Below are 23,961 nucleotides of genomic sequence, written 5' to 3'. Positions count from 1 at the left end.
GATCTTCGGTTTTTTTGACTTTTAAAGAAACATATAGTAGAGTGGAAGAGGAGAAAATCTAGTTTGATGAGAAGAGAGTTAGAATCATGTATGTAACCTATCACTTTAAAGAGCGCTTGCGCTTGTTTTTGAGTCTATTTTTTCCGATTTTAATCTACCAATTGGCCAATTATTCAGCCAGCTTTGTCGATACAGCCATGACTGGTCAGTACCGGACCCTTGATTTGGCTGGTGTTTCTACAGCTACCAGTTTGTGGAATCCATTTTTTACTTTCCTGACAGGGATTGTCTCTGCGCTGACACCGATTGTTGGGCATCATTTAGGAAAGGGAAATAAAGAACGGATTGCTGGCGATTTTTACCAATTCCTCTATATGTCATTTGGTATGGCTATTCTCTTAATAGGCTTTGTTTGGGGGATTGCACCCATGATTCTCAAGCAGATCGGCTTAGAAAATGTTGTTGCCCAAATAGCCATTCGCTATTTATATTTCCTTTCTCTGGGAATCTTACCCTTATTGCTCTTTAGTATCGTGCGGACCTTCCTCGATACCTTGGGAATGACGCGTCTATCCATGTACTTGATGCTCTTGCTTTTTCCTCTCAATGCTTGTTTTAACTATATCCTGATCTATGGGGCATTTGGTTTTCCTGAGATGGGAGGAGCAGGAGCAGGTCTTGGAACCTCTCTGGCCTACTGGGTCTTGCTGGTGATTGCGGTTTTGATCTTGTGCAAGCATCCCAAGGTAGCACCTTTCCAATTGTGGAAGCCGCAACCTTATGATTTTCAAGGGATGAAAGAAGTATTGCGCCTTGGGCTTCCAATCGGTGGAATTGTTTTTGCAGAAGTCATCATCTTCTCGCTCGTTGGTCTATTAATGGCAAAATTCCCATCACTGACCATTGCGAGCCACCAATCAGCCATGAATTTTTCAACCCTGATGTATGCTTTCCCGGTTAGTATCTCCAGTACCATGGCGATTATCGTCTCTTACGAACTGGGAGCAGGAAGACCAGAAGTGGTCAAACAATATTGTCGTTTGGGACGACTGACAGCCTTTGGGTTTGCCATTGTCACCCTCGTCTTTCTCTATACATTCCGCTTCCAACTAGCAGGGCTATATGGCAAGGATCCAGTCTTTGTGCAGCAAACAGCTATTTTCATGACCTATAGTCTCTTTTTCCAAGTAGCCGATACCTTCGCAGCACCCCTACAAGGGATTTTGCGGGGCTATAAGGATACAACGGTTCCTTTCTTATTAGGAGTCTTTAGTTATTGGTGTATCTCTATCCCACTGGGGATTTTTCTTGACCATGTGACCAACCTTGGTCCCTATGCCTATTGGATCGGCCTCATTTCTAGCCTTGTCGTGAGTGGAATTTGCTACCAACTGCGGCTCTGGCAGATCGAAAAAAAGCAAACAAACTAAAATAAAGTCTGGGAGACCAGGCTTTTTATGTACCGTAAATATTATAAATTTTCTGAAAGTTCTTGACAATTGATGTCAAAGTGGTAAGATTAGGAGGTAGAAATGAAGAACTAGAAGGAGAACAAGATGAGAAGTGATATGATCAAAATGGGGATCGACCGAGCACCAGCACGTGGTCTCCTCTATGCAACAGGGCAAGTAAAATCAGCAAAGGATATGCAAAAGCCCTTTATTGCCATTTGTAACTCCTATATTGATATCGTTCCAGGCCATGTTCACCTGCGTGAATTAGCGGATGTTGCTAAGGAAGCTATCCGCGAGGCTGGTGGGATTCCTTTTGAATTTAATACCATCGGTGTCGATGATGGGATTGCGATGGGCCATATCGGGATGCGTTATAGTTTGCCATCTCGCGAGTTGATCGCAGATGCTGCTGAAACAGTCATCAATGCCCACTGGTTTGATGGTGTTTTCTATATTCCCAACTGTGATAAGATTACACCAGGAATGATTTTAGCTGCCATGCGGACCAATGTGCCTGCCGTATTTTGTTCTGGTGGACCCATGAAGGGTGGCGTTGACATGACGGGGCATCAAGCGACGCTCTCAAGTTTGTTTGAAGCTGTAGGTACTTATCAAGCTGGTGATATGAGCATGGATGAGCTGGATTTCTTGGAAAAAAATGCCTGCCCAACCTGTGGCTCTTGCTCTGGTATGTTTACTGCCAATTCCATGAACTGTTTGATGGAAGTATTAGGCCTTGCTCTTCCTGGAAATGGTACCATCCTAGCGGTTTCGGATGAACGTCGTGAATTGGTTCGCCAAGCGGCCAAACAATTGGTAGAGAATATTAAAAAGGATATCCGTCCACGGGATATTGTGACCAAAGAAGCCATCGACGATGCCTTTGCGCTCGATATGGCCATGGGTGGTTCAACCAATACTGTGCTTCATACGCTCGCAATTGCGCGTGAGGCAGGGATTGACTATGATCTCAAAGATATCAACGAAATTGCCAAGAAGACACCTTATCTTTCTAAAATTGCCCCTTCAAGTGTTTACACTATGCATGATGTACATGAAGCTGGTGGTGTACCAGCCATTATCAATCAGTTGATCAAAAAAGGTGCCATTAAGGGTGATCGTATCACAGTTACTGGTAAAACCTTGAAAGAAAACGTTGCTGGTGCTGAAATCAAAAATGAAGAAATTATCCATCCGATCGAGCATCCGATTTCACCTGTAGGTGGTTTGTCGATCCTTTACGGAAATATTGCTCAGGATGGAGCTGTTATCAAGGTCGGTGGGGTCGATCCATCTGTGACTACTTTCCGTGGTAAAGCTATTTGTTGCGATTCACAAGATCAAGCCCTTGAGTTGATTGACAATGGAACAGTCAAGAAGGGCCATGTCGTTGTTATTCGTTACGAGGGTCCTCAGGGTGGTCCTGGTATGCCAGAGATGCTAGCGCCAACCTCTAAGATTGTTGGACGCGGTCTTGGTAAGGATGTGGCACTGATTACGGATGGTCGTTTCTCAGGAGCTACTCGTGGGATTGCTATTGGTCACGTTTCTCCAGAAGCAGCAGAAGGTGGGAATATCGCCTTAATTGAAGATGGGGATGAAATCGTGATTGACCTACCAAATCGTACCCTTGATCTACTTGTCGATGATGCAACTCTTGCAGAACGTCGCAAACATTTGAAACCTTTCAAATCAAAAATTTCCAGCGGTTGGTTGCGTCGCTATACAGCCTTTGCTAAATCAGCTAATGTCGGCGGAACCTTGATGAGTGACGAAGAATTCGAAGAACGGAAAGCAGAACGTCAAGCCCAAGAAAAATAAGAAAAAACCTTTCCTGCTATGTGATATCACAAGCAAGAAAGGTTTTTTAGTGGAACCATTATTTGGTGCGCATTTCACCTTGAGGGAAGTAGGTTCCTTCAGGCATATCGTTAATGATGACGTGAACAGCTGACTGAGGAGCACCAGTATTGCGGACAACAGCTTCGGTTACTTCCTTGGCCAAGGCTTTCTTTTGTTCCAAGGTGCGTCCTTCAAATAGGTCAATTCGTACAAATGGCATATGGCCACCTCCTAAATTTTTTATAGGACTATTTTATCACATTTTGGGATACAAAGCTTAGCAAAATTATGGTAAAATGATAATGAAACACATTTTAGAGAGAACAAAAGGAAAATGGCACAATTATATTATAAATATGGGACCATGAACTCGGGGAAAACCATTGAGATCTTGAAGGTGGCCCATAATTATGAAGAGCAAGGCAAGAGCGTCGTCATCATGACCTCGGCAATCGACACCAGAGATGGAGTTGGAGTAGTTTCTAGCCGGATCGGTATGAAACGAGAAGCTGTTGCAATTGAAGACGATACGGATATCTTTGGCTTTATTAAAAACCAAGCAATCAAACCTTACTGTGTCTTAATCGATGAAGCTCAATTTTTGAAACGCCACCATGTCTATGACTTGGCAAGAGTCGTGGATGAACTGGATGTGCCGGTCATGGCTTTTGGCCTCAAAAATGATTTCCGAAATGAACTCTTTGAAGGTTCCAAACACCTCCTCTTGTTAGCCGACAAGATCGAGGAGATCAAAACCATCTGCCAATACTGTTCCCGCAAGGCGACCATGGTCTTGCGTACCCAAGCGGGTAAACCTGTCTATGATGGAGAGCAGATCCAGATCGGTGGACACGAGACCTATATCTCGGTTTGCCGCAAGCATTATTTTAATCCAGACATACCAACCGAAAGCGTCTAGAACGTTTTAGAGAGGATAATAATGTCTATTTGTTTAAAAGATATTACAATAGAGAATTATTTTGACGTTTTAAATCTAGAAGTTCATCCAAATCAAAGGAATTTTATTGCATCCAATTCCATTAGTTTAGCTGAAGCCTATGTATATGATAAAAATGGTGATTTTATAGCTCCCTTAGCAGTTTATGATAAGGAAGTATTAGTTGGTTTTGTTATGATTGCCTATGACCAGAAAATTGAGATCAGCAAGGGAAATTACTTGTTATTTCGCTTTATGATCGATAAACGATTTCAAGGTTTAGGCTATTTTAAACCGACTATGGATGCAGTCATTGACTTTGTTCGAACAGAGCCAGCTGGAAAAGCAACAAGTCTTTGGCTATCTTATGAACCGGAAAATAATCAAGCGAGATCTTGCTATCTCCATTATGGATTTAAAGAAACTGGCGAAGTCATAGAAGACGAGATTGTAGCAATCTATGATCTAACAACCAAGAATTAAGGAGCAAACATGAATATCTATGATCAACTACAAGCTGTAGAAGACCGATACGAAGAGTTAGGAGAATTGTTGAGTGACCCAGATGTGGTCTCCGATACCAAACGATTTATGGATCTTTCAAAAGAAGAAGCTTCTACTCGTGATACGGTGACAGCTTACCGAGAGTACAAACAAGTCCTTCAAAATATTGTCGATGCTGAAGAAATGATCAAGGAAGCAGGTGGCGATGCAGATTTGGAAGAAATGGCCAAGCAAGAGCTAAAAGATGCTAAGGCTGAAAAAGAAGAGTACGAAGAAAAACTGAAGATCTTACTTCTTCCAAAAGATCCAAACGATGACAAGAACATTATCTTGGAAATCCGTGGAGCAGCTGGAGGAGACGAAGCCCAGTTATTTGCTGGCGACCTCTTACAAATGTACCAAAAATACGCGGAAAGCCAAGGCTGGCGCTTTGAAGTCATGGAAGCTTCCTACAATGGCGTTGGTGGGATCAAAGAAGTCGTAGCCATGGTTTCTGGTCAATCGGTTTATTCAAAACTCAAGTATGAATCTGGTGCCCACCGGGTACAACGCGTTCCTGTGACCGAAAGCCAAGGTCGTGTCCATACTTCGACTGCTACAGTTCTGGTCATGCCAGAAATCGAAGAAGTCGAGTACGACATCGATCCAAAAGACCTTCGGATCGACATCTACCACGCATCTGGTGCGGGTGGACAGAACGTCAACAAGGTCGCAACAGCCGTTCGTATCGTCCACTTGCCGACCAATATCAAGGTAGAGATGCAAGAAGAACGGACGCAACAGAAGAACCGTGAAAAAGCCATGAAGATCATCCGTGCGCGTGTGGCTGACCACTTTTCTCAGATTGCCCAAGACGAGCAAGACGCTGAGCGGAAGTCTACTATCGGGACTGGTGACCGTTCAGAGCGGATCCGGACTTACAACTTCCCTCAAAACCGTGTGACTGATCACCGGATTGGCTTGACCCTTCAAAAACTGGACACCATCTTATCTGGTAAACTGGACGAAGTGGTCGATGCTTTGGTCTTGTATGATCAAACACAAAAATTAGAAGAGTTGAATAACTAATGTTGTTGGGACCATTATTAGCCCAGTATGAAGAAGCATTAATAGCCGTTGGAGAGGAAGCAGAAAGCCTCTCCTTCGCGTATCGTGCTTTAAAAAACTGGACCTTTACAGACTTTGTCCTTGCCTTGCAAAAAGAAGTAGAATCAGAGGACCAGGCCTTGCTTGAATCCATCTTTGAGCAGTTGAAACATCACGTCCCTGCCCAGTATATTATTGGGAGCGCCGAATTTTGTGGCCATGTTTTTACAGTGGATGAGCGCGTGCTGATCCCACGACCTGAAACAGAAGAATTGGTTGCTCTTATTCTGGAAGAAAATGATGGGGAGACCTTACGAGTTCTGGATATTGGGACAGGAAGTGGGGCCATTGCCATTAGCCTAGCCCTCGCTAGACCTACCTGGCAGGTTCAAGCTAGTGATGTCTCAGAGGAGGCCTTAGCCCTGGCTCAAGAAAATGCCAAGCAGTTAGAAGCTGTCCTTGAATTCAAGTCGTCAGATGTACTGGACGAACTAGAAGGTCCTTATGACCTGATTGTGTCCAACCCTCCCTATATCTCTCATGATGATGTAGAAGAAGTCGGAGCCAATGTTTTAGCCTCTGAACCCCACTTAGCTCTTTTTGCGGATCGTGATGGATATGCCATCTACGAAAAGATTGCCCAGCAAGCACCAAGTGTTTTAACAGCAGATGGTAAAATTTATCTAGAAATTGGTTATAAGCAAGGAAGCAAGGTAAAAGAGCTCTTTCAAGAGACATTTCCCGACAAACGCGTTCGCGTTCTGAAAGACCAATTTGGACAAGATAGAATGGTAGTAGTAGACAATGGATCACATTGAGAAAGAATTAGAAGCAGGACGTGCGGTTATTCTGCCAACTGAAACAGTCTATGGTATTTTTGCCAAAGCTTTGAATCAAGAGGCAGTTGATTATATTTACGAAATAAAACGTAGACCGAGAGACAAGGCTCTGAATTTAAATGTAGCCAATGAAAAAACAATTCGAATTTATTCGAAAAATCAACCTGGCTATTTAGCAAAACTGATTGATTCATTTTTGCCAGGGCCTTTGACTATTATTCTTCAAGCGAATGACAAGGTGCCAGACTGGATTCATTCCGGATTGGATACTGTTGGTTTCCGTATTCCGGCTCACCCAAAAACATTGGAATTAATTCATAAATTCGGGCCTTTGGTTGGTCCTTCGGCCAATCTTTCAGGTCATGCAAGTGGAACAAAGTATAAGGCCATTGTAAGCGAGTTTGATCAAGTGGTTCCTGGAATAGAGGATGATGAATTTCTGACTGGACAAGATTCAACTATTTTGGATATCTCTGGTTCCAAGGCCAGGATTTTGCGGCAAGGTTCTATAACGAAAGCTGACTTGCTTGCACAAGTGCCAGAGCTTTCTTTTGAGGAAGATGAACTTCCTCAGTGATAATGTACATAAATAATTTTTTATAAAGGAGTAGACCCATGATTTTTGATAAAGAAGATTACAAAGCCTATGATGCAGACCTATGGAATGCGATCGCTAAAGAAGAAGAGCGTCAACAAAACAATATTGAGTTGATTGCTTCTGAAAATGTCGTCTCTAAAGCAGTGATGGCTGCTCAAGGGTCTATTCTAACCAATAAATATGCCGAAGGCTACCCTGGTCGTCGTTACTATGGCGGGACAGATGTGGTCGATGTGGTCGAAAGTCTCGCGATCGAACGGGCCAAAGAAATCTTTGGTGCTAAATTTGCCAACGTTCAACCGCATTCAGGAAGTCAGGCAAACTGTGCTGCCTATATGGCCTTGATTGAGCCTGGTGATACTGTCATGGGGATGGATCTAGCTGCCGGTGGGCATTTGACGCACGGAGCTTCTGTGAGCTTTTCTGGTCAAACCTATAACTTTGTGTCCTATAGTGTAGATCCTGAAACAGAGCTCTTGGATTTTGACGCCATCTTAAAACAAGCCCAAGAAGTGAAGCCAAAACTCATCGTCGCTGGTGCCTCAGCCTACTCTCATATCATTGATTTCTCAAAATTCCGTGAGATTGCAGATGCAGTAGGAGCTAAGCTCATGGTTGATATGGCCCATATTGCTGGTCTCGTAGCAGCAGGTCTCCATCCAAGTCCAGTTCCTTATGCACATATCACGACAACGACCACTCACAAGACCCTTCGTGGACCTCGTGGAGGCCTAATCTTGACCAATGACGAGGAATTAGCTAAGAAAATTAACTCTGCTATTTTCCCTGGTATTCAAGGAGGACCGTTGGAGCATGTCATTGCAGCCAAAGCTGTCGCATTCAAAGAAGCGCTGGATCCTGCCTTTAAAGAGTATGCAGCTAACGTGATTAAGAACAGTCAGGCCATGGCTGATGTCTTCTTGCAAGATCCTGATTTCCGCGTCATCTCAGGCGGAACAGAGAACCACCTTTTCCTTGTTGACGTCACTAAAGTCGTTGAAAACGGAAAAGTGGCGCAAAACTTGTTGGATGAAGTCAATATTACCCTCAACAAGAACTCTATTCCTTATGAAACCTTGTCTCCATTTAAGACCAGTGGGATTCGGATTGGTGCAGCAGCTATCACCGCTCGTGGTTTTGGTGAAAAAGAAAGTCGCACCGTTGCTGAACTCATGATCAAAGCGCTGAAAAATGCGGACAAGCAAGAAGTATTAGACGAAGTGCGTAGCCAAGTCAAAGCCTTGACAGACGCCTTTCCACTTTACGAGGACTAAACCATCTTATGGATATTTACGTAAAAAAAGCCATCATTCATCAATTTAGCCCAGACGATACCGATCTCTATCTGGCAGATAAATTTCTCAATATCACGCCTAAAATCGAGGAATACTTGCGTAAGAAGATTGAAAGGGTTTATTCTGATGAAGCCAGGACTGGTATTTTCGAAGAGGACAATCCTTTTCTTGAGTTGATTTCAGATGACCTATTAGAAACTTCAGTCGCAGTAGCGAATCGTTGGAAGGAAGAATTTGTCGTCTCTGAGAATCAAAAGACCAATGATTTGGTGTTCATTCAATTCTCAAAAGAAGGGGTGGACCATTTTGCCTTTCTTCGGATCGCCTTACGGGAAACCTTGACGCATCTTGGCGGTGAAGTGGACAATCCGATTAAGTTGACGCAAAATAATCTACCTGGTTTTGGGACTGGTGCAGATGAAGCTTTGGTCATCAATCTTCAAAGCCGCAAATACCACTTGATTGAAAAACGGATCAAGTACAATGGGACGTTCTTGAATTATTTTTCTGAGAATCTGTTGCAGGCGCAACCCAAGATCTCTCCAAAAAAATCGATCAAGGCACTGGAAAAAACAGCCCAGAAGATTGCGGAAAGCTTTAACACAGATGATTTTCAATTTCAATCAAAGGTTAAATCAGCTATTTTTAACCATATTGAGGAAGAAAATAAACTCTCTCCTGAGAAATTAGCGGATGATCTCTTCGACGACAATCTGACAGCTCGCCTCAGTTTTATTGACCAAGTCAAAGAAGCTGTACCAGAACCTGTCACCTTTGAAGAGATTGATGCAAGTCGCCAGTTGAAGAAGTTCGAAAATCAGAAATTGTCATTGTCAAATGGAATTGAACTGATCGTTCCGAATAATGTCTATGAAGATGCAGAATCTGTTGAATTTATTCTAAACGAGAACGGGACCTATTCTATTCTGATCAAAAATATTGAGGATATACAGAGTAAATAATGATTAAACGTATAGTGAAGATCTTCTTATTCATCTTACTAATATTTGGAATCTACAAGGGTGTTCAGATCCACCATGATGTCAAACAAGTCATGCAGTACCGCTCCCTGGTTAGAGAAGTCCTTGCTGAGGAGGACACCACGGCCAATGAAAACCTCATTCTGGCTATGATCTATACGGAGACCAAAGGCAGAGAAGACGATGTCATGCAGGCGAGTGAGAGTGCAAGTGGTGAGACCAATACTATTAGTGATAATAAGGCCAGTATTCGCCAAGGAATTCAAACTCTTTCAGATGAGTTAAAAGAAGCCAAGAAAAAAGGCGTTGATAGCTGGACTGCGGTTCAAGCCTATAATTTTGGGAAAGACTACATCGATTACGTCGCAAAACACGGTGGAACAAATTCCCTAGAGTTGGCCCGCGCTTATTCACGGGATGTAGTAGCGCCAAGTCTTGGCAATGTAACCGGTGAAACTTATCTTTACCTCCACCCAATCTCTCTTTTAAACGGGATGGAACTCTACATTAATGGGGGCAATATTTATTATTCCCGTTTAGTAGAAACCAATATGACGATTATGAAGTTATTTTCATGGTTTTAATCATTTTCCAAAGAGCCAATTGGCTCTTTTTAAGTTGATCAGTACTACCTCCAATTTTGGGGGATAATAAAAATGTCATGCATTCTTAAAAAAACTGTAAGCTAGTTTTAAGAAATCAACTGTATAATGAAAATCGAAGTGGGTAAACTTTTTATTTACTTCTTTTTTCATCTCTAGTGAGGTGAGAAAGGTAATAAGAGATGCCCAGAGGTAATTTGAATTAGAAAGAAGAAAAAGATGAAATTAAAGAAGATTGCATTGTTTGTAACAACGACTTTGGCTTTGTTTACAGGTGTCCCTCGGGTTTCTGCAGATAGCAATGTGCAGAAAGTCATCGACGAAACCTATGTCAAACCAGACTATGTTTTGGGTTATTCGCTGGACCAAAGTCAAATCGAACAAACCTTGAGTCTCTTGAACTACGATAGTTCAAAAGATAAAGAAGAGTGGAAGACCATGACACCAGAGGTTTATTCTTCGATTATGAACGTTGCGAACGATGATAGTTTGGAACTTTATTCCTCTGTTAAAATTCAAAAATTAGGCAAAAATAAGCCACTAGAAGTGAATATCGTGACACCTCAAAATATCACCAAGGTCACTGCAGATATGTATCGTAATGCAGCCGTTACACTTGGATTGGAGCATGCTCAAATTACAGTAGCTTCCCCTATCCAAGTGACCGGAGAAAGTGCCTTGGCTGGGATCTATTACTCGCTTGAGAAAAATGGTGCCAAAGTTTCTCAAGAAAGCAAAGATCTGGCCCAAGAAGAGTTAAAGACTTTATCCGGGATCAATGAAGAAAACGCTGGTAAGAAAAACTTCGATGCGGATAAGTTAAACGTAGCATTGACCGACATAAAAACGGCAGTAGCCAATGCCAAACAGAACAATCAGGATTTAAGCAAAGATGATATTCGAAAGATCGTCGAAGAAACCCTGAAAAATTATAAGCTGGATACAACTGTGACAGGTAACCAGATCAATTTGATCGTGAATTTCGCAGTCAACCTCTCAAAGAGTAGCGTCATCAGCAGCAAAAGCTTTACCAAAACCTTGTCGGATCTGAAAGATAGTATCGTAGACAAGGCAGGCGATACCTTTAACAATATCAATCTGAATTTTGATACCAATGCCATTTTAAAAGATAGTGGTAACTTCTTTACAAATGCGTGGAATGCCATTGCCGGCTTCTTCGGAGCCATCTGGAATGCCATTGTCAAATTCTTTAGTGGTTTAGTTGGCTAAAAATAGCAGAAAAGCACTCCTGATAAGATGTCAGAGTGCTTTTTGTGTGTGGTTTCCTATTTTTATACTTAAATAGAAATTTTTATGTTAAGGTCATAAAAAAAGGTCCAGTGGACCTTTAACTCGCTTTGCTAATTATTGGCTTGTGAATCAAGGTCCCCCCAGACTTTTAAACTCGCTTGACTAATTTTAAGCTCGTGAAAAAAAGGTCCACTGGACCTTTTTTTATTCCCACTCTACAGTTGCAGGTGGTTTACTTGTGATATCGTAGACGATGCGGTTAACGTGGTCAACTTCGTTTACGATACGAACTGAGATTTTTTGGAGGACTTCCCATGGAATCTTCGCAAAGTCAGCTGTCATTCCATCGATAGAAGTGATAGCACGGATGGCGATTGTGTAGTCGTAGGTACGGCCGTCACCCATAACACCCACGGAACGAACGCCTGTGTTGACAGTGAAGTATTGCCAGATATCACGGTCAAGACCAGCTTTGGCGATTTCTTCACGGAGGATAGCGTCTGATTCACGAACGGTTTCGAGTTTTTCTTCAGTGATTTCTCCCATAACACGGATGGCAAGACCTGGGCCAGGAAATGGTTGGCGCCATACGATGTGGTCTGGCATACCAAGCTCAGTACCAAGCGCACGAACTTCATCTTTATAAAGAGTGTTCAGTGGCTCGATCAGTTCAAACTGCATATCTTCTGGAAGTCCACCAACGTTGTGGTGAGACTTGATGGTTTGAGCAGTATCCGTACCAGACTCGATCACGTCAGTGTAGAGAGTTCCTTGTGCCAAGAATTTCACATCTTTGAGCTTACTTGCTTCGTCATCAAAGACATAAACAAACTCGTTACCGATGATCTTCCGTTTTTTCTCAGGATCAGATACACCAGCTAACTTATCAAGGAAACGTTTTGAAGCATCTGCTTTAACGATGTTCAAACCAAACTTACCACCAAGCATATCCATCACTTGATCAGCTTCGCCTTTACGAAGAAGACCGTGGTCTACAAAGATACAGATCAATTGATCGTCGATAGCTTTTTGAAGGAGAACCCCAACAACGGAAGAGTCAACACCACCTGAAAGACCAAGAAGGACACGTTTGTCTCCGACGGTTTCACGGATTTTTTTGATCTGCATGTCAATGAAGTTGTCCATGGTCCAGTCACCTTTAGCCCCACAGATGTTCAAGGCAAAGTTACGCAAGATGTCATAACCGTGAACAGAGTGACGAACCTCAGGGTGGAATTGGATTCCGTAGATTTTCTTGTCTGGATTTTCAATCGATGCAAATGGACAGTCAGCAGAAGTACCAGTGCGGATAAAGTCAGCCGGAATTTCTGTAACAGCATCCCCGTGGCTCATCAAGACCAATTGTTTGTCTGGTGTGCCGGCAAAAAGAGCAGAAGATTCTGTCAAAGTCAGTTCAGATTGACCATATTCGCGGTTACCAGCATCACCTGCAGGAACGACCTTCCCACCCAATTTATGGGTTAACAATTGCATCCCGTAACAGATTCCAAGGATTGGAATACCGAGTTCAAAAATTTCAGGATCGATATCAAAAGAACCTTCCTCGTATACAGAGTTTGGTCCACCTGAAAGAACGATCCCAACTGGATTGATTGCACGAACTTCATCAGCAGAAATCTTGTGGCTCTTCAACTCTGAGAAGACTCCAATTTCACGAATCCGACGTGAAATAAGCTGATTGTATTGGCTACCGTAGTCAAGCACGATGATTTTTTCAACATCATGCAAATCAGTTGATAGGTTTGTCATCTTATCCCCTTCTTAAAGAAATTTACTTTCCTCTATTCTAACACAAAAGCCATGTCTTTACCAATCTCTGATTGAAGAATTAGGAATTTTACGCTACAATAGAGGTAATACATAGAAAGAGCAAGGTTATGATTCCAGCTTACATTCAAATTCATGATCAGATTAAGTCTGAGATTGATCAAAAAATATGGAAAATCGGGGAGCGTCTTCCCAGCGAACGCGATCTGGCTGAGAAATTTCAGGTGAGTCGGATGACGCTGAGGCAGGCTATTACCCTTCTGGTTGAAGAAGGAGTGCTTGAAAGACGAGTAGGAAGTGGCACCTTTATCACCAGCACGCGCGTCCAAGAAAAAATGCGAGGCACAACCAGTTTTACAGAAATTATGAAATCGCAAGGCAAGGAACCTTCTAGCCAAGTGATATCATACCGTAAAACCATTCCTAGCCTCCAAGAAGTGGACAAATTGGGCATCGATAAGACTGAGACCATCATTCGGATGGAGCGGGTCCGGTATGCTGATGGGATCCCTGTCGTTTATGAAGTGGCCTCTATTCCAGAGAAATTTATTAAGAATTTCAATCGCGAAGAGGTAACCAGCCATTTCTTCCAAACCTTGGAGCGCCATGGTTATAAGATTGGAAAGTCCCACCAGACCATCTATGCGCGATTGGCCAAGGATAAGATTGCGGACTACTTACAGATTTCAAAAGGACAGGCTATTTTAGGTCTGACACAGGTTTCCTATTTTGAAGATGGGACGGCCTTTGAGTATGTAAAAAGTCAGTATGTCGGCGAGCGGTTCGAATTTTATTTGGAAAACAACTAAGCTCGCAATTCACAGTAATAAAAAACTCTTCAGATGTGTGAGAGGCTCACTCTCTTTGGCATTTGGGAGCTTTTTTTAGGTTGAAGTCATTCTTTCTAAATAGTGATAGTACGGTCAAAAATAAAAGATTTAAAAAAATTTAAAAAAATTTTATTTTTTCTTCAATTTTTGATTTTTTTTACGAATTAATAGATAGAAGCAGGTTTTAAAGCTTAAATAAGAGATATAAGGCAGGAAAAAATGAAAAAAATAAAAATTGATGTGGTAGCTGTTCCCTTGAGTGGGCATCTGTACCCAACTTTAAATCTCGTTAAACCCTTATTAGATGATCCAACTATGGAAATCCGAGTTTTCACGGGTCCTCAGAAAAAAGCCGTCGCAGAAAGCCTTGGCTTCACTGTCGTTCCCATTCTAGAGGACAAGGTAGAAGAATTTGAACGTGCGGCTAATAACGATAAGAAACACAATCTCTTTTCAGCTTATCGGCAATTGTCTAGGAGTTTAGATTTGATTAATCATGTATCGGATCAATTGCTAGAGGAATGGCGCGTCAATCGTCCAGATATTGTCATTGCTGATTTTATCACTCTATCAGCAGGCTTTGTGGCAGAAGAGTTAGAAATTCCTTGGATCACCACCATGGCAACCCAATTTGTAATCGAAACTCCTTATGGTCCTCCTTGTTTCTTTGGAGGTATGGGAATCGCACGAACAAAGAAAGAAGAGAAGATACAAGCACTATGCCGTAAACTCACGCGCATTGGAAAATACTGTGGGGCTTTCCTCTTACGCAAACGCTTAAAACGTTACAATTTCAAGTTGTACAATCAAAATGGAGTAGAGACCATCTACTCTCCTTATGCCATCTTTGGAATTGGTATGATGGAGCTAGAGTTAAAAACACACTTCCCTCATCAATATGCCTGGCTTGGCCCTTTGGGAACTTCTCTTGAAAAAGCTGAAGATTATCCTTTAGATCTCAGTCCTTACGAGAACAAGACGAAGGTACTCGTGACATGTGGAACCCAGTTGCCTTGGGCAAAAGAGAACTTGCTAGAACAAACCAAGCATTTGGCCAAAGATCATCCAGAATGTCACTTTTTCGTCACCTTAGGAGATGGGGCAAAAGACTTTTCTGAAGAAGAAGTAGCACCAAATGTGACGGTTGTCTCATATCTGCCCTACAAAGAATATATTCCGCAGATGGACTATGTCATTCACCATGGAGGAGCTGGAATCTTTTATCAGTGTATCGAATTTAAAAAACCAGCCTTGATCTTGCCACATGATTATGACCAATTTGACTATGCGATTCGAGGAGTAGAAGCAGGAATTGCTTTTCAAGCACATCGTAATCGCACCGAAGAGATTCAAGCAGGTTTTAATGCCCTATTAAAAAAAGAATCTTGGGAAAAGTTAGAAAGACTAAACAAACTTTCAAAAACCTACAAGCCGTTGGATACTTTGGAGTTTGAGATTCAACGATTATTAAGACGTGGAACGGATGGGAAACTATGAAAATTCTTGTAACAGGTGCGACTGGCTTCCTTGGAAAATACGTGATCGATGAGTTGTTGGCTCACGATTATTCCATTGTAGCCTTTGGCCGAAATGAAAAAATTGGGAAGGCCCTGGAAAATGAGCGCGTCCAATTTGTGAAAGGGGATTTGAGCTCTATTGAGGAATTAAAACAAGCCTTTCAGTCTGTTGATGCTGTGGTTCACGCTGGAGCTTTATCCACTGCCTGGGGACCTTGGAAGGCCTTCTATCAGGCGAATGTAGTCGGCACTAAAAATGTCCTTGAATTGTGCCGTGAATATGCGGTAAAACGCTTGGTTTACGTATCTTCTCCTAGTATTTACGCAGCTGGAAAAGATCAATTAAACATCAAGGAAAGTGATGCTCCCAAAGAAAATCACCTCAACAATTACATCCGAAGTAAATTGGCGTCTGAAAAACTTTTTTCTGACTATCCGGATGTGCCAAGTATCATCTTGCGTCCTAGAGGATTATTTGGTGTGGGGGATACCAGCATTTTGCCTCGTGTCTTACGCCTCAGTCGAAAAATTGGAATTCCTTTGATTCGAGGGGGAGAGCAGCTCATGGATATGACCTGTGTGGAAAATGTCGCCCTAGCCATTCGCTTGGCTCTGGAAGCAAAAGAAGCTCACGGACAAGTATATAATATTACAAATGGGGAACCAAAGACCTTTAAGTATTTGATCGAAACCACACTAAAGGGATTGGGAGAGCCGATTCGCTATCGGAAAATTCCAGCAGGTCTAGTAGCAGATGTGGCTTATAGCCTTGAAGGGGTGTATCGATTCTTTCATCTGAAAGCTGAACCCCCCTTGACTCGCTATACCTATTATCTCCTTCGATATAGCCAAACTCTCGATATTCAAAAGGCCCAAACCGAACTTGGCTACTATCCAAAAATGACCATTGAAGAAGGGATTGACAACTATGTCCAACATGATCAAGCACATTGATTATTTTCCAGCAGGCTATTGCAGCAGTCATTCTGGTCTCTTATTTAAAGGGATTCCGAATGAAAAAATGCAATTTCCAGCAGGTGTCTTTTTGATTCATCATCGTGAAAAAGGCTATATTTTGTACGATACCGGCTATCACTACGAGATTAAGAAAAAAGCACGGTATTTCTGGTACCGTCTAGCCACACCAATGCAGATGAAAAAAGAAGACCAGATCGATTATTTATTGCAAGAGCGTGGGATTGATCCGGCATCCATTTCCTATGTGATTCTTTCTCATTTGCACCCTGATCATCTCGGTGGAGCAGCCCTTTTTCCAAATGCTCATTTCTTTGTCAGTCAGGAAGTCTATGAGGTGTACCAAAAACCGAAATTTAAAGATCTAATTTTTAAAGAGTTTTTGCCAGCTGATTTCAAGGATCGGGTGACTTGTCTCAAAGCAAATCAAAGGCATCCTGCTTTCCCTTACCGCCCGACTGCGGATCTTTTTGGGGATGGGAGCATTCTTGTTTCGTCCATCGATGGGCATGCGAGAGGGCAAGGCTGTCTTTATCTGGATGAACTCAAGCTCTTTATTGGAGCAGATCTTTCTTGGGGAGTAGACCTCTTGCCTTACACATGGCAAATGCGACTGATTCCTTCCTTGGTTCAGGATGATAAGAAGGCTTATCTTAAAGGAGCTGATTTGCTGGAAACACTCTTGCAAGATGGCATTCAAGTTGTTGTCAGCCACGACCCGCAAGATCGGATTGAAAGGATTTTAAATGAAAAAAACAGTCTTTCTGAAAACCTTTATTGAAACCAGATGGTGCCACCGATTCCGTTCAAAAGAGGCCTTGAAGCGATACCAAGATAAGCAATTGGCACGCTACCATGCATTTATCACTTCTCAATCTCCCTATTTTCAAACCCATTCTCCCGAATCCTTTGGAACGATGGATAAATCGTTTATGATGACACATTTCAATGAACTCAATACCCTAGGGGTGGATCGAGATCAGGCTTTAGACATGGCGATTCGCGGAGAACAGACGCGAGATTTTACTGAGATGAATGGAGAAGTAGCAGTAGGCTTGTCTTCTGGGACTTCAGGCCACCGAGGAGTTTTTGTCACCACAGAAAAAGAAAGAAGCATGTGGGCTGCAGCGATCTTAGCCAAGATGCTACCGAAAGGAAAACTGTTTGGTCATCGCATTGCCTTTTTCTTACGAGCGGACAATGAACTTTATCAAACCATTAATTCAGGCCTTATTCGCTTGGAATATTTTGATATTTTCAAGGATAGCAAGGAGCATTTAGAGCGTCTCAAAGACTATCAACCAACCATTGTGGTCGCACCAGCTTCAACCTTGATTGAGTTAGCCAACTATGTCAGCAATCAGCAACTTGCGATTCACCCTGTCAAGGTTGTTTCTGTCGCAGAGATCCTAGAAGATCGAGATGCACAGACCATCGCCAAAGCTTTTCAACTAGACAAGGTTGATCAGGTCTATCAAGCGACAGAGGGATTTTTAGCTTGTACCTGTTCAGAAGGCAATCTACATCTCAACGAAGATATTTTGTCTGTCGAAAAAGAGTATCTTGATGATAGCCGCTTTTATCCGATTATTACGGATTTCAAACGAACCAGTCAACCTATCTATCGCTACCGCCTCAATGATATTTTGGTGGAAGAAAAGTCTCCTTGCCCTTGTGGCTCCGTCTTTACTCGAATCGCAAAGATCGAAGGACGATCGGACGATATCTTCTATTTCAATAAAGAAGATGGCAGTAGCCAGATGATCTATCCGGATTTTATTCGACGGTGCATTCTCTTTGTCGAAAATATTCAGGACTATCAAGTAACTCAGTTGGCAGATGGATCCATTACCATTGCCTTGAGTCACCGGACAGAGTCTATGGAGCAAGCGATCTTTGCTCAATTTGAACTCTTAGCTCAGCAAAAACAATTCATTCTTCCAAGTATTCAATTTATCGATTACCAATGGGACCCAACACGTAAATTAAAACGTGTTCAACGACTTCAATAAAAGGAGAATCCTATGACTACTGTAAAAAGACATTTGCAAATTAAGGGCTATGGAACAGCGCTTCCAGCTCATACCGTAACTTTCAAAGACCAGACTCGTTACCGCGTGAAAGAAGGAGAAGAAACACAGATTGATCTTGCAGCGCGTGCGATTGAAGCGGCTTTAAACCATGCGGGGCTTGAAATGGCAGACATCGACTGCCTGGTTTCGGCTAGTGCGGTTGGCGTTCAGCCCATTCCTTGTACAGCAGCTCTTATCCATGAGCGCGTGGCCAAGGGACTGACGATTCCTGCTATGGATATCAACACCACTTGTACCAGTTTTGTATCTGCTTTAAGCACCATTTCTTATCTGATTGAAGGTGGTGAATACCAACGGGTTCTGATTGTATCAAGTGAAGTAGGAAGCCTAGGGCTGAATCCTAAACAAAAAGAAAGTTTTGAACTGTTTAGCGATGGAGCTGCAGCCTTTATTTTTGAAGCAACAAAGGAAGATAAAGGAATCATTGCCAGTATGCAACGTACCTGGTCTGAGGGAGCCCATGACACCGAAATTCGTGGTGGTTTGACAGCGTATCATCCGAAATTGTACTCTGAAGCAACCAAGACTGATTTCATGTTTGATATGAAAGGGAAGAAGATTCTTTTGCTTTCTGCCCGTGTTATTCCAGAAATGTTCCAAGAATTCCAAGAGAAATCAGGCATTTCTAAAGATGCTGTAGACTATATTATTCCTCACCAAGCAAGTCGTGCCTTACCACTCGTCATGGACAAATTGGGCGTTGGCAAAGACAAGTACCTCAATATTGTCAGTGATTATGGAAATATGGTTTCGGTAGCCGTGCCTTTCGGCCTAGCCTATGCACTGGATCATGGCTATGTGAAGGAAGGAGATACCATCTTCTTGATGGGGACTGCAGCAGGGATGACAGTCAATATGTTGGCACTGAAACTTTAATGATGAATCCTCTTATTTCAAGCTCAAAAAGCATTAAGTCCCGCTAGTCTTTAGCGGGCTTTTTTGATATAATGAAAGGTATGGAAATTGAGAAAACCAACCGAATGAATGCGCTCTTTGAGTTTTATGCAGCGCTCTTGACGGACAAGCAGATGAACTACATCGAGCTCTACTACGCAGATGACTACAGCTTGGCTGAGATTGCAGAAGAGTTTGGAGTGAGCCGTCAAGCGGTCTATGACAATATTAAACGTACAGAAAAGATTTTGGAAGATTACGAAATGAAACTCCATATGTATTCCGATTACATTGTACGCAGCCAGATTTTTGATCAGATTTTAGAACGCTATCCGGAAGATACTTTTCTACAAGAGCAGGTTGAAATTTTATCAAGCATTGACAATCGGGAGTGATTATGGGCAGTCTCGTCATTTATCAAGGAATACCTTGCAAACTATTAGTCGCAGAGGAAGTATTTCCTACTCGACTACAGATTATCTCGCCCAATGATATCTCCAAAGCTATGCAAATAGGTTTTAGCTGTTGGGGATATCCAAATGAAATCATGAAAGAAGTCACACCCGAAGAACTAGAATGTTTGCAACATTTCGGACGATTTCCACTGAATTGAAAAAATAGGAGAAAATAATGGCATTTGAAAGTTTAACCGAACGTTTACAAAACGTCTTTAAAAATCTTCGTAAGAAAGGGAAAATCTCTGAACCGGATGTCCAAGAGGCAACCAAAGAGATTCGTCTAGCCCTCTTAGAGGCCGACGTTGCCCTTCCTGTTGTAAAAGACTTCATCAAACGAGTCCGCGAACGGGCTGTAGGTCATGAAGTCATCGAAACCTTGAACCCTGCCCAACAAATCGTGAAGATTGTTGATGAAGAATTGACAGCGATTTTGGGCTCAGAAACAGCAGAAATTATTAAATCTCCAAAGATTCCAACCATTATCATGATGGTCGGTCTTCAAGGGGCTGGTAAAACAACCTTTGCGGGGAAATTGGCTAACAAATTGGTCAAGGAAGAGAACGCACGTCCTTTGATGATTGCGGCCGATATCTATCGTCCAGCAGCCATTGACCAGTTGAAGACGCTTGGTCAGCAGATCAATGTCCCTGTCTTCTCACTTGGTACAGAAGTCCCTGCAGTAGAGATCGTTCGTCAAGGTTTGGAACAAGCGAGAGCCAACCACAATGACTATGTCTTGATCGATACGGCTGGTCGTCTGCAAATCGACGAAAAACTCATGGGCGAGTTGCGCGACGTCAAAGCCCTTGCCGAGCCAAACGAAATCCTCTTGGTTGTCGATGCCATGATCGGTCAAGAGGCAGCCAATGTGGCGCGTGAGTTTAACGAACAACTCGAAGTGACTGGGGTCATCTTGACCAAGATTGATGGGGATACTCGTGGTGGTGCGGCCCTTTCTGTCCGTCAGATTACTGGGAAACCAATCAAGTTCACTGGTACTGGTGAAAAAATCACTGATATCGAAACCTTCCACCCAGACCGTATGTCTGGTCGGATCCTCGGTATGGGGGATATGCTGACACTGATTGAGAAGGCTTCTCAAGAATACGATGAGAAACGCTCCCTTGAACTCGCTGAGAAGATGCGGGAAAATACCTTCGATTTCAACGATTTCATTGATCAATTAGACCAAGTTCAAAATATGGGACCAATGGAAGACCTGCTCAAGATGCTTCCAGGTATGGCTAATAATCCTGCCATGAAGAACCTCAAGGTCGATGAACGAGAAATTGCTCGCAAGCGCGCGATCGTATCATCCATGACCCCGGCTGAACGGGAAAATCCAGATCTCTTGAATCCAAGCCGTCGTCGTCGGATTGCTGCTGGATCAGGAAATAGCTTTGTTGAAGTCAACAAATTCATCAAGGACTTTAACCAAGCCAAACAGATGATGCAAGGCGTCCTCTCTGGCGATATGAACAAGATGATGAAACAAATGGGGCTCAATCCAAATAATATGCCGAAGAATATGCCTGGTGGAATGCCTGATATGTCTGCTCTTGAAGGGATGATGGGACAAGGAGGGATGCCTGACTTGTCAGCTCTTGGTGGAGGCGCTGGAATGCCTGATATGAGCCAAATGTTTGGTGGTGGTCTCAAAGGAAAAGCCGGTGAATTCATGATGAAACGGGCGATGAACAAGATGGCCAAACAAATGCGCAAAAATAAGAAAAAACGGAAATAATCGTTTCTAATAAGGGCCTGGAACACACTGTTCTGGGTTCTTTTAGAAACTACTACTAGAGGAAAGATGTTAAAAAAACTAATTCAACAAGTCATTCGTTTCTTTACAAGATTGTTTTCTTCGCACAGAAAGCCCTTTGAATTTCCTAAAGGGTCAAAGAAACCACCCATCAGACCGATTATCTTTGTACCTGGGAGTTCAGCCAGTATCCAGCGATTCAACGGAACCATCCGCATGCTCCATCGATTTTCTAGAAAAAAGCAAAGTCTTTTAAAAATTAAAGTCAACAAAGATGATTCTATAGAGATGGAGGGAAGACTGAATACGAAAGAGCCGAATCCGATGATTGTGATCGGCTTCGAGAACAATCGAGACGGCTACAGCAATATCAAGCAGCAAATCGAATCCCTTAAGATCGCTTTAACCTATCTTCTTGATCACTATTATTTTACAGAGTTCAAGGCAGTTGGGCACTCCAATGGTGGACTAGTTTTGACTGGTTTATTGGAAAGTGGCTTTTTAGAGAAAAAGAAGGTAACCGTCAGCAAGTTGGCTATTATTGGAAGTCCTTACAAATTCAATCAAGAAATGTTTGACGATTTTCAAAAATGGAAGCACCGCTTAGAAAAAGAAGTAGAAGTTCTTAATTTTGTTGGTAGCTTTGCTGGAAAATCAGATGGCATCGTTCCTCTCTCTAGTGCACAAGCAGCAAAATCTATTTTTGACAATCAAACCTATACAGAAGTGAATTTAAATGGTCGCAAGGCTCATCATTCAGCTTTACCCACCAATCCAGATCTAGTGAAACAATTAAGTCTATTTTTGAATCTATAAGTAAATTACATAATTTCGGTTATGTAATTTTTATTTGTCTCTTGCAATCCTTAAGTAAATATGGTACATTTTTGGTAGCGATTACACATGCCTAAGGAGGATTTTATGAAAGATCCCAAATTATTAGAAACAATGAAAGATTACAAGGGACGGGATGAGGTTCCCGCAGATTTTGATGCTTTTTGGGATCAAGCCCTAGCAAAGATGACTGAACTGCCCGAATACAAGCTTGAAAAACGGAATTTCAACATTCCAAATGTTGCTTGTTATGAATTAACCTTTGAAGGAACACGAGATGGACTTGTTTATTCAAGAATGATCCTCCCAAAAACGGATCAAAAGGTTCCAGTGATTTTCCATTTTCATGGCTATATGGGACGATGTTGGGATTGGGCTGATATGTTAGCTTATACAGTAGCCGGCTATGGTGTTGTATCTATGGACGTAAGAGGTCAGTCAGGTTTTTCAACAGACGGAGATCGTTCACCACTTGGAAATACCGTAAAAGGACAGATTATCCGTGGAGCCGTAGAAGGTCAGGATGAACTCTTTTATAAGGATGTCTACTTAGATCTTTACCAGTTAATTGAAATTGTAGCCAGCCTTCCTCAAGTAGACGACAGCAAACTTGCTAGTTACGGAGCCTCACAAGGTGGTGCCTTGGCCCTGGTTGCTGCTGGATTGAATCCTCGTATACAACGAACGGTAGCCATTTATCCATTCTTATCAGATTTCAGACGTGTATTAGAGATCGGGAACACCAGCGAGGCCTATGACGAGCTTTTCCGTTATTTCAAGTTCCATGATCCTTTTCATGAAACGGAAGATCGTTTGATGCAGACTTTAGCCTATATTGATGTGAAAAATTTTGCTCATCGGATCAAAGGACAAGTTCACATGATTACAGGACTAGATGATGATGTTTGTTATCCTGAAACGCAGTTTGCCATTTATAATCGCTTAGAATGTCCAAAAGAGCATTTAATTATGCCAGAATATGCGCATGAAGCTATGAATGTTCAAGTCAATGATCGAGTCTTTAATTGGCTCTGTGGTAGCAAGATTCCATTTCGATATGTAGAAAAATAAATTATAGAAGAAAACAATCAGTAAATCCATGAGGTTTGCTGATTTTATTGTGTTTAAAAGGGATCTAGTATAGAAAGGGATACAAAACAGTCCTATAAAAACTAAAAGTTTATGTACAATTGACTAAATTAGAGCTAAACCATTGATACAACTGAATTAGAAGCATAAAGTACATTCTTTAAAAAGTGTACTTTATTTTTGTTTTGTACATTATTCTGGAGTGACATTTTGTATGTTTTATAGTTCATCATATAATCAAATCTAAGAAATTGATTTGTACATTTTTTACTCAAGTAACAGCAGAAGAAGTGGTGGTTCAATTGTACATTTTTTTGAAACTTATTTATGTTC

General features: G+C 42.1%; 24 protein-coding genes. 22 read left to right on the top strand and 2 right to left on the bottom strand.

The window, feature by feature from the left end:
- Positions 1–86: 86 nt before the first annotated feature.
- Both HMPREF2686_RS07625 and ilvD read left to right on the top strand, forming a co-directional pair.
- On the top strand, positions 87–1,430 hold the full coding sequence (locus HMPREF2686_RS07625) for an MATE family efflux transporter (protein WP_070450081.1): 1,344 nt from the start codon (positions 87–89) through the stop codon (positions 1,428–1,430).
- Positions 1,431–1,556: 126 nt separating this feature from the next.
- Positions 1,557–3,275 (top strand): dihydroxy-acid dehydratase, encoded by a 1,719-nt coding sequence (gene ilvD, locus HMPREF2686_RS07620; RefSeq protein WP_014713305.1) that lies wholly within the window; start codon positions 1,557–1,559, stop codon positions 3,273–3,275.
- A 58-nt stretch (positions 3,276–3,333) separates the two neighbouring features.
- On the opposite strand, the gene HMPREF2686_RS07615 is transcribed toward ilvD, so the two are convergent.
- On the bottom strand, positions 3,334–3,516 hold the full coding sequence (locus tag HMPREF2686_RS07615; RefSeq protein ID WP_001117401.1) for a 4-oxalocrotonate tautomerase: 183 nt from the start codon (positions 3,514–3,516) through the stop codon (positions 3,334–3,336).
- Between the two features lie 114 nt (positions 3,517–3,630).
- On the opposite strand from HMPREF2686_RS07615, the gene HMPREF2686_RS07610 reads away from it, so the two are divergent.
- The 9 genes from HMPREF2686_RS07610 (at position 3,631) to HMPREF2686_RS07570 (ending at position 11,367) form a co-directional block, all read left to right on the top strand.
- The gene (locus HMPREF2686_RS07610; protein WP_003001444.1) at positions 3,631–4,215 is read left to right on the top strand and encodes a thymidine kinase; all 585 of its coding nucleotides are present in this window, start codon (positions 3,631–3,633) and stop codon (positions 4,213–4,215) included.
- 21 nt (positions 4,216–4,236) lie between these two features.
- Positions 4,237–4,716, top strand: coding sequence for a GNAT family N-acetyltransferase (locus tag HMPREF2686_RS07605; RefSeq protein ID WP_070450077.1), 480 nt, complete (start codon positions 4,237–4,239; stop codon positions 4,714–4,716).
- A gap of 9 nt (positions 4,717–4,725) precedes the next feature.
- Positions 4,726–5,805: a peptide chain release factor 1 gene (gene prfA, locus HMPREF2686_RS07600; RefSeq protein ID WP_070450074.1), complete on the top strand. Its 1,080-nt coding sequence runs from the start codon at positions 4,726–4,728 to the stop codon at positions 5,803–5,805.
- The gene (gene prmC / locus HMPREF2686_RS07595; protein WP_070450071.1) at positions 5,805–6,641 is read left to right on the top strand and encodes a peptide chain release factor N(5)-glutamine methyltransferase; all 837 of its coding nucleotides are present in this window, start codon (positions 5,805–5,807) and stop codon (positions 6,639–6,641) included. Before prfA ends, prmC begins: the two co-directional genes overlap by 1 nt.
- Positions 6,628–7,239, top strand: a complete 612-nt coding sequence (locus HMPREF2686_RS07590; protein WP_070450068.1) for an L-threonylcarbamoyladenylate synthase — start codon at positions 6,628–6,630, stop codon at positions 7,237–7,239. Before prmC ends, HMPREF2686_RS07590 begins: the two co-directional genes overlap by 14 nt.
- A gap of 38 nt (positions 7,240–7,277) precedes the next feature.
- Positions 7,278–8,534 carry a serine hydroxymethyltransferase gene (gene glyA / locus HMPREF2686_RS07585; protein ID WP_013903560.1) on the top strand — a complete coding sequence of 419 codons (1,257 nt, stop codon included), beginning with the start codon at positions 7,278–7,280 and terminating at the stop codon, positions 8,532–8,534.
- A gap of 8 nt (positions 8,535–8,542) precedes the next feature.
- A complete protein-coding gene (locus tag HMPREF2686_RS07580; RefSeq protein ID WP_070450065.1) occupies positions 8,543–9,517 on the top strand; it encodes a nucleoid-associated protein in 975 nt (324 codons plus the stop codon).
- A complete protein-coding gene (locus HMPREF2686_RS07575) occupies positions 9,517–10,119 on the top strand; it encodes a lysozyme family protein (protein ID WP_023918108.1) in 603 nt (200 codons plus the stop codon). Before HMPREF2686_RS07580 ends, HMPREF2686_RS07575 begins: the two co-directional genes overlap by 1 nt.
- Positions 10,120–10,356: 237 nt before the next feature.
- On the top strand, positions 10,357–11,367 hold the full coding sequence (locus tag HMPREF2686_RS07570; RefSeq protein ID WP_049507771.1) for a DUF1002 domain-containing protein: 1,011 nt from the start codon (positions 10,357–10,359) through the stop codon (positions 11,365–11,367).
- 225 nt (positions 11,368–11,592) lie between these two features.
- Here the strand turns inward: HMPREF2686_RS07570 and guaA are convergent, their stop codons facing one another.
- Entirely contained in the window at positions 11,593–13,158 is a 1,566-nt protein-coding gene (guaA, locus tag HMPREF2686_RS07565; RefSeq protein ID WP_070450062.1) for a glutamine-hydrolyzing GMP synthase, read from the bottom strand.
- A 128-nt stretch (positions 13,159–13,286) separates the two neighbouring features.
- Between guaA and HMPREF2686_RS07560 the strand changes: the two genes are divergently transcribed.
- From HMPREF2686_RS07560 to HMPREF2686_RS07510, 11 genes are all read left to right on the top strand, one after another.
- The gene (locus HMPREF2686_RS07560; protein WP_003016564.1) at positions 13,287–13,985 is read left to right on the top strand and encodes a GntR family transcriptional regulator; all 699 of its coding nucleotides are present in this window, start codon (positions 13,287–13,289) and stop codon (positions 13,983–13,985) included.
- Between the two features lie 240 nt (positions 13,986–14,225).
- On the top strand, positions 14,226–15,503 hold the full coding sequence (locus HMPREF2686_RS07555; protein WP_070450059.1) for a glycosyltransferase: 1,278 nt from the start codon (positions 14,226–14,228) through the stop codon (positions 15,501–15,503).
- Complete coding sequence (locus HMPREF2686_RS07550; protein ID WP_070450056.1) at positions 15,500–16,477, top strand: NAD-dependent epimerase/dehydratase family protein; 978 nt, start codon at positions 15,500–15,502, stop codon at positions 16,475–16,477. Before HMPREF2686_RS07555 ends, HMPREF2686_RS07550 begins: the two co-directional genes overlap by 4 nt.
- The gene (locus HMPREF2686_RS07545; protein WP_070450054.1) at positions 16,452–17,279 is read left to right on the top strand and encodes an MBL fold metallo-hydrolase; all 828 of its coding nucleotides are present in this window, start codon (positions 16,452–16,454) and stop codon (positions 17,277–17,279) included. Before HMPREF2686_RS07550 ends, HMPREF2686_RS07545 begins: the two co-directional genes overlap by 26 nt.
- Positions 17,245–18,510: a F390 synthetase-related protein gene (locus HMPREF2686_RS07540; RefSeq protein ID WP_070450051.1), complete on the top strand. Its 1,266-nt coding sequence runs from the start codon at positions 17,245–17,247 to the stop codon at positions 18,508–18,510. The genes HMPREF2686_RS07545 and HMPREF2686_RS07540 overlap by 35 nt, the downstream gene beginning before the upstream one ends.
- Before the next feature lie 12 nt (positions 18,511–18,522).
- Positions 18,523–19,467: a 3-oxoacyl-[acyl-carrier-protein] synthase III C-terminal domain-containing protein gene (locus tag HMPREF2686_RS07535; protein ID WP_070450048.1), complete on the top strand. Its 945-nt coding sequence runs from the start codon at positions 18,523–18,525 to the stop codon at positions 19,465–19,467.
- Between the two features lie 80 nt (positions 19,468–19,547).
- Positions 19,548–19,880, top strand: a complete 333-nt coding sequence (locus HMPREF2686_RS07530) for a putative DNA-binding protein (protein ID WP_003001435.1) — start codon at positions 19,548–19,550, stop codon at positions 19,878–19,880.
- A gap of 2 nt (positions 19,881–19,882) precedes the next feature.
- A complete protein-coding gene (locus HMPREF2686_RS10725) occupies positions 19,883–20,098 on the top strand; it encodes a hypothetical protein (RefSeq protein ID WP_037606554.1) in 216 nt (71 codons plus the stop codon).
- Positions 20,099–20,115: 17 nt separating this feature from the next.
- Positions 20,116–21,687, top strand: coding sequence for a signal recognition particle protein (ffh, locus tag HMPREF2686_RS07520; protein ID WP_070450046.1), 1,572 nt, complete (start codon positions 20,116–20,118; stop codon positions 21,685–21,687).
- A 66-nt stretch (positions 21,688–21,753) separates the two neighbouring features.
- On the top strand, positions 21,754–22,521 hold the full coding sequence (locus HMPREF2686_RS07515; RefSeq protein WP_070450043.1) for an alpha/beta hydrolase: 768 nt from the start codon (positions 21,754–21,756) through the stop codon (positions 22,519–22,521).
- A 105-nt stretch (positions 22,522–22,626) separates the two neighbouring features.
- Complete coding sequence (locus HMPREF2686_RS07510; RefSeq protein WP_070450040.1) at positions 22,627–23,610, top strand: acetylxylan esterase; 984 nt, start codon at positions 22,627–22,629, stop codon at positions 23,608–23,610.
- The last annotated feature ends 351 nt before the right edge of the window (positions 23,611–23,961 follow it).

The organism is Streptococcus sp. HMSC057G03 (genome assembly GCF_001808745.1).
Classification (GTDB): Bacteria; Bacillota; Bacilli; order Lactobacillales; family Streptococcaceae; genus Streptococcus; species Streptococcus parasanguinis_Z.
This window is presented reverse-complemented; position numbering and strand designations above follow the sequence as displayed.

What these genes read in the sequence shown, in the direction of transcription:
- HMPREF2686_RS07625 (WP_070450081.1), top strand. Translation starts at nt 87, where the DNA reads ATGTATGTAACCTATCACTTTAAAGAGCGCTTGCGCTTGTTTTTGAGT.
- ilvD (WP_014713305.1), top strand. Translation starts at nt 1,557, where the DNA reads ATGAGAAGTGATATGATCAAAATGGGGATCGACCGAGCACCAGCACGT.
- HMPREF2686_RS07615 (WP_001117401.1), bottom strand. Translation starts at nt 3,516, where the DNA reads ATGCCATTTGTACGAATTGACCTATTTGAAGGACGCACCTTGGAACAA.
- HMPREF2686_RS07610 (WP_003001444.1), top strand. Translation starts at nt 3,631, where the DNA reads ATGGCACAATTATATTATAAATATGGGACCATGAACTCGGGGAAAACC.
- HMPREF2686_RS07605 (WP_070450077.1), top strand. Translation starts at nt 4,237, where the DNA reads ATGTCTATTTGTTTAAAAGATATTACAATAGAGAATTATTTTGACGTT.
- prfA (WP_070450074.1), top strand. Translation starts at nt 4,726, where the DNA reads ATGAATATCTATGATCAACTACAAGCTGTAGAAGACCGATACGAAGAG.
- prmC (WP_070450071.1), top strand. Translation starts at nt 5,805, where the DNA reads ATGTTGTTGGGACCATTATTAGCCCAGTATGAAGAAGCATTAATAGCC.
- HMPREF2686_RS07590 (WP_070450068.1), top strand. Translation starts at nt 6,628, where the DNA reads ATGGATCACATTGAGAAAGAATTAGAAGCAGGACGTGCGGTTATTCTG.
- glyA (WP_013903560.1), top strand. Translation starts at nt 7,278, where the DNA reads ATGATTTTTGATAAAGAAGATTACAAAGCCTATGATGCAGACCTATGG.
- HMPREF2686_RS07580 (WP_070450065.1), top strand. Translation starts at nt 8,543, where the DNA reads ATGGATATTTACGTAAAAAAAGCCATCATTCATCAATTTAGCCCAGAC.
- HMPREF2686_RS07575 (WP_023918108.1), top strand. Translation starts at nt 9,517, where the DNA reads ATGATTAAACGTATAGTGAAGATCTTCTTATTCATCTTACTAATATTT.
- HMPREF2686_RS07570 (WP_049507771.1), top strand. Translation starts at nt 10,357, where the DNA reads ATGAAATTAAAGAAGATTGCATTGTTTGTAACAACGACTTTGGCTTTG.
- guaA (WP_070450062.1), bottom strand. Translation starts at nt 13,158, where the DNA reads ATGACAAACCTATCAACTGATTTGCATGATGTTGAAAAAATCATCGTG.
- HMPREF2686_RS07560 (WP_003016564.1), top strand. Translation starts at nt 13,287, where the DNA reads ATGATTCCAGCTTACATTCAAATTCATGATCAGATTAAGTCTGAGATT.
- HMPREF2686_RS07555 (WP_070450059.1), top strand. Translation starts at nt 14,226, where the DNA reads ATGAAAAAAATAAAAATTGATGTGGTAGCTGTTCCCTTGAGTGGGCAT.
- HMPREF2686_RS07550 (WP_070450056.1), top strand. Translation starts at nt 15,500, where the DNA reads ATGAAAATTCTTGTAACAGGTGCGACTGGCTTCCTTGGAAAATACGTG.
- HMPREF2686_RS07545 (WP_070450054.1), top strand. Translation starts at nt 16,452, where the DNA reads ATGTCCAACATGATCAAGCACATTGATTATTTTCCAGCAGGCTATTGC.
- HMPREF2686_RS07540 (WP_070450051.1), top strand. Translation starts at nt 17,245, where the DNA reads ATGAAAAAAACAGTCTTTCTGAAAACCTTTATTGAAACCAGATGGTGC.
- HMPREF2686_RS07535 (WP_070450048.1), top strand. Translation starts at nt 18,523, where the DNA reads ATGACTACTGTAAAAAGACATTTGCAAATTAAGGGCTATGGAACAGCG.
- HMPREF2686_RS07530 (WP_003001435.1), top strand. Translation starts at nt 19,548, where the DNA reads ATGGAAATTGAGAAAACCAACCGAATGAATGCGCTCTTTGAGTTTTAT.
- HMPREF2686_RS10725 (WP_037606554.1), top strand. Translation starts at nt 19,883, where the DNA reads ATGGGCAGTCTCGTCATTTATCAAGGAATACCTTGCAAACTATTAGTC.
- ffh (WP_070450046.1), top strand. Translation starts at nt 20,116, where the DNA reads ATGGCATTTGAAAGTTTAACCGAACGTTTACAAAACGTCTTTAAAAAT.
- HMPREF2686_RS07515 (WP_070450043.1), top strand. Translation starts at nt 21,754, where the DNA reads ATGTTAAAAAAACTAATTCAACAAGTCATTCGTTTCTTTACAAGATTG.
- HMPREF2686_RS07510 (WP_070450040.1), top strand. Translation starts at nt 22,627, where the DNA reads ATGAAAGATCCCAAATTATTAGAAACAATGAAAGATTACAAGGGACGG.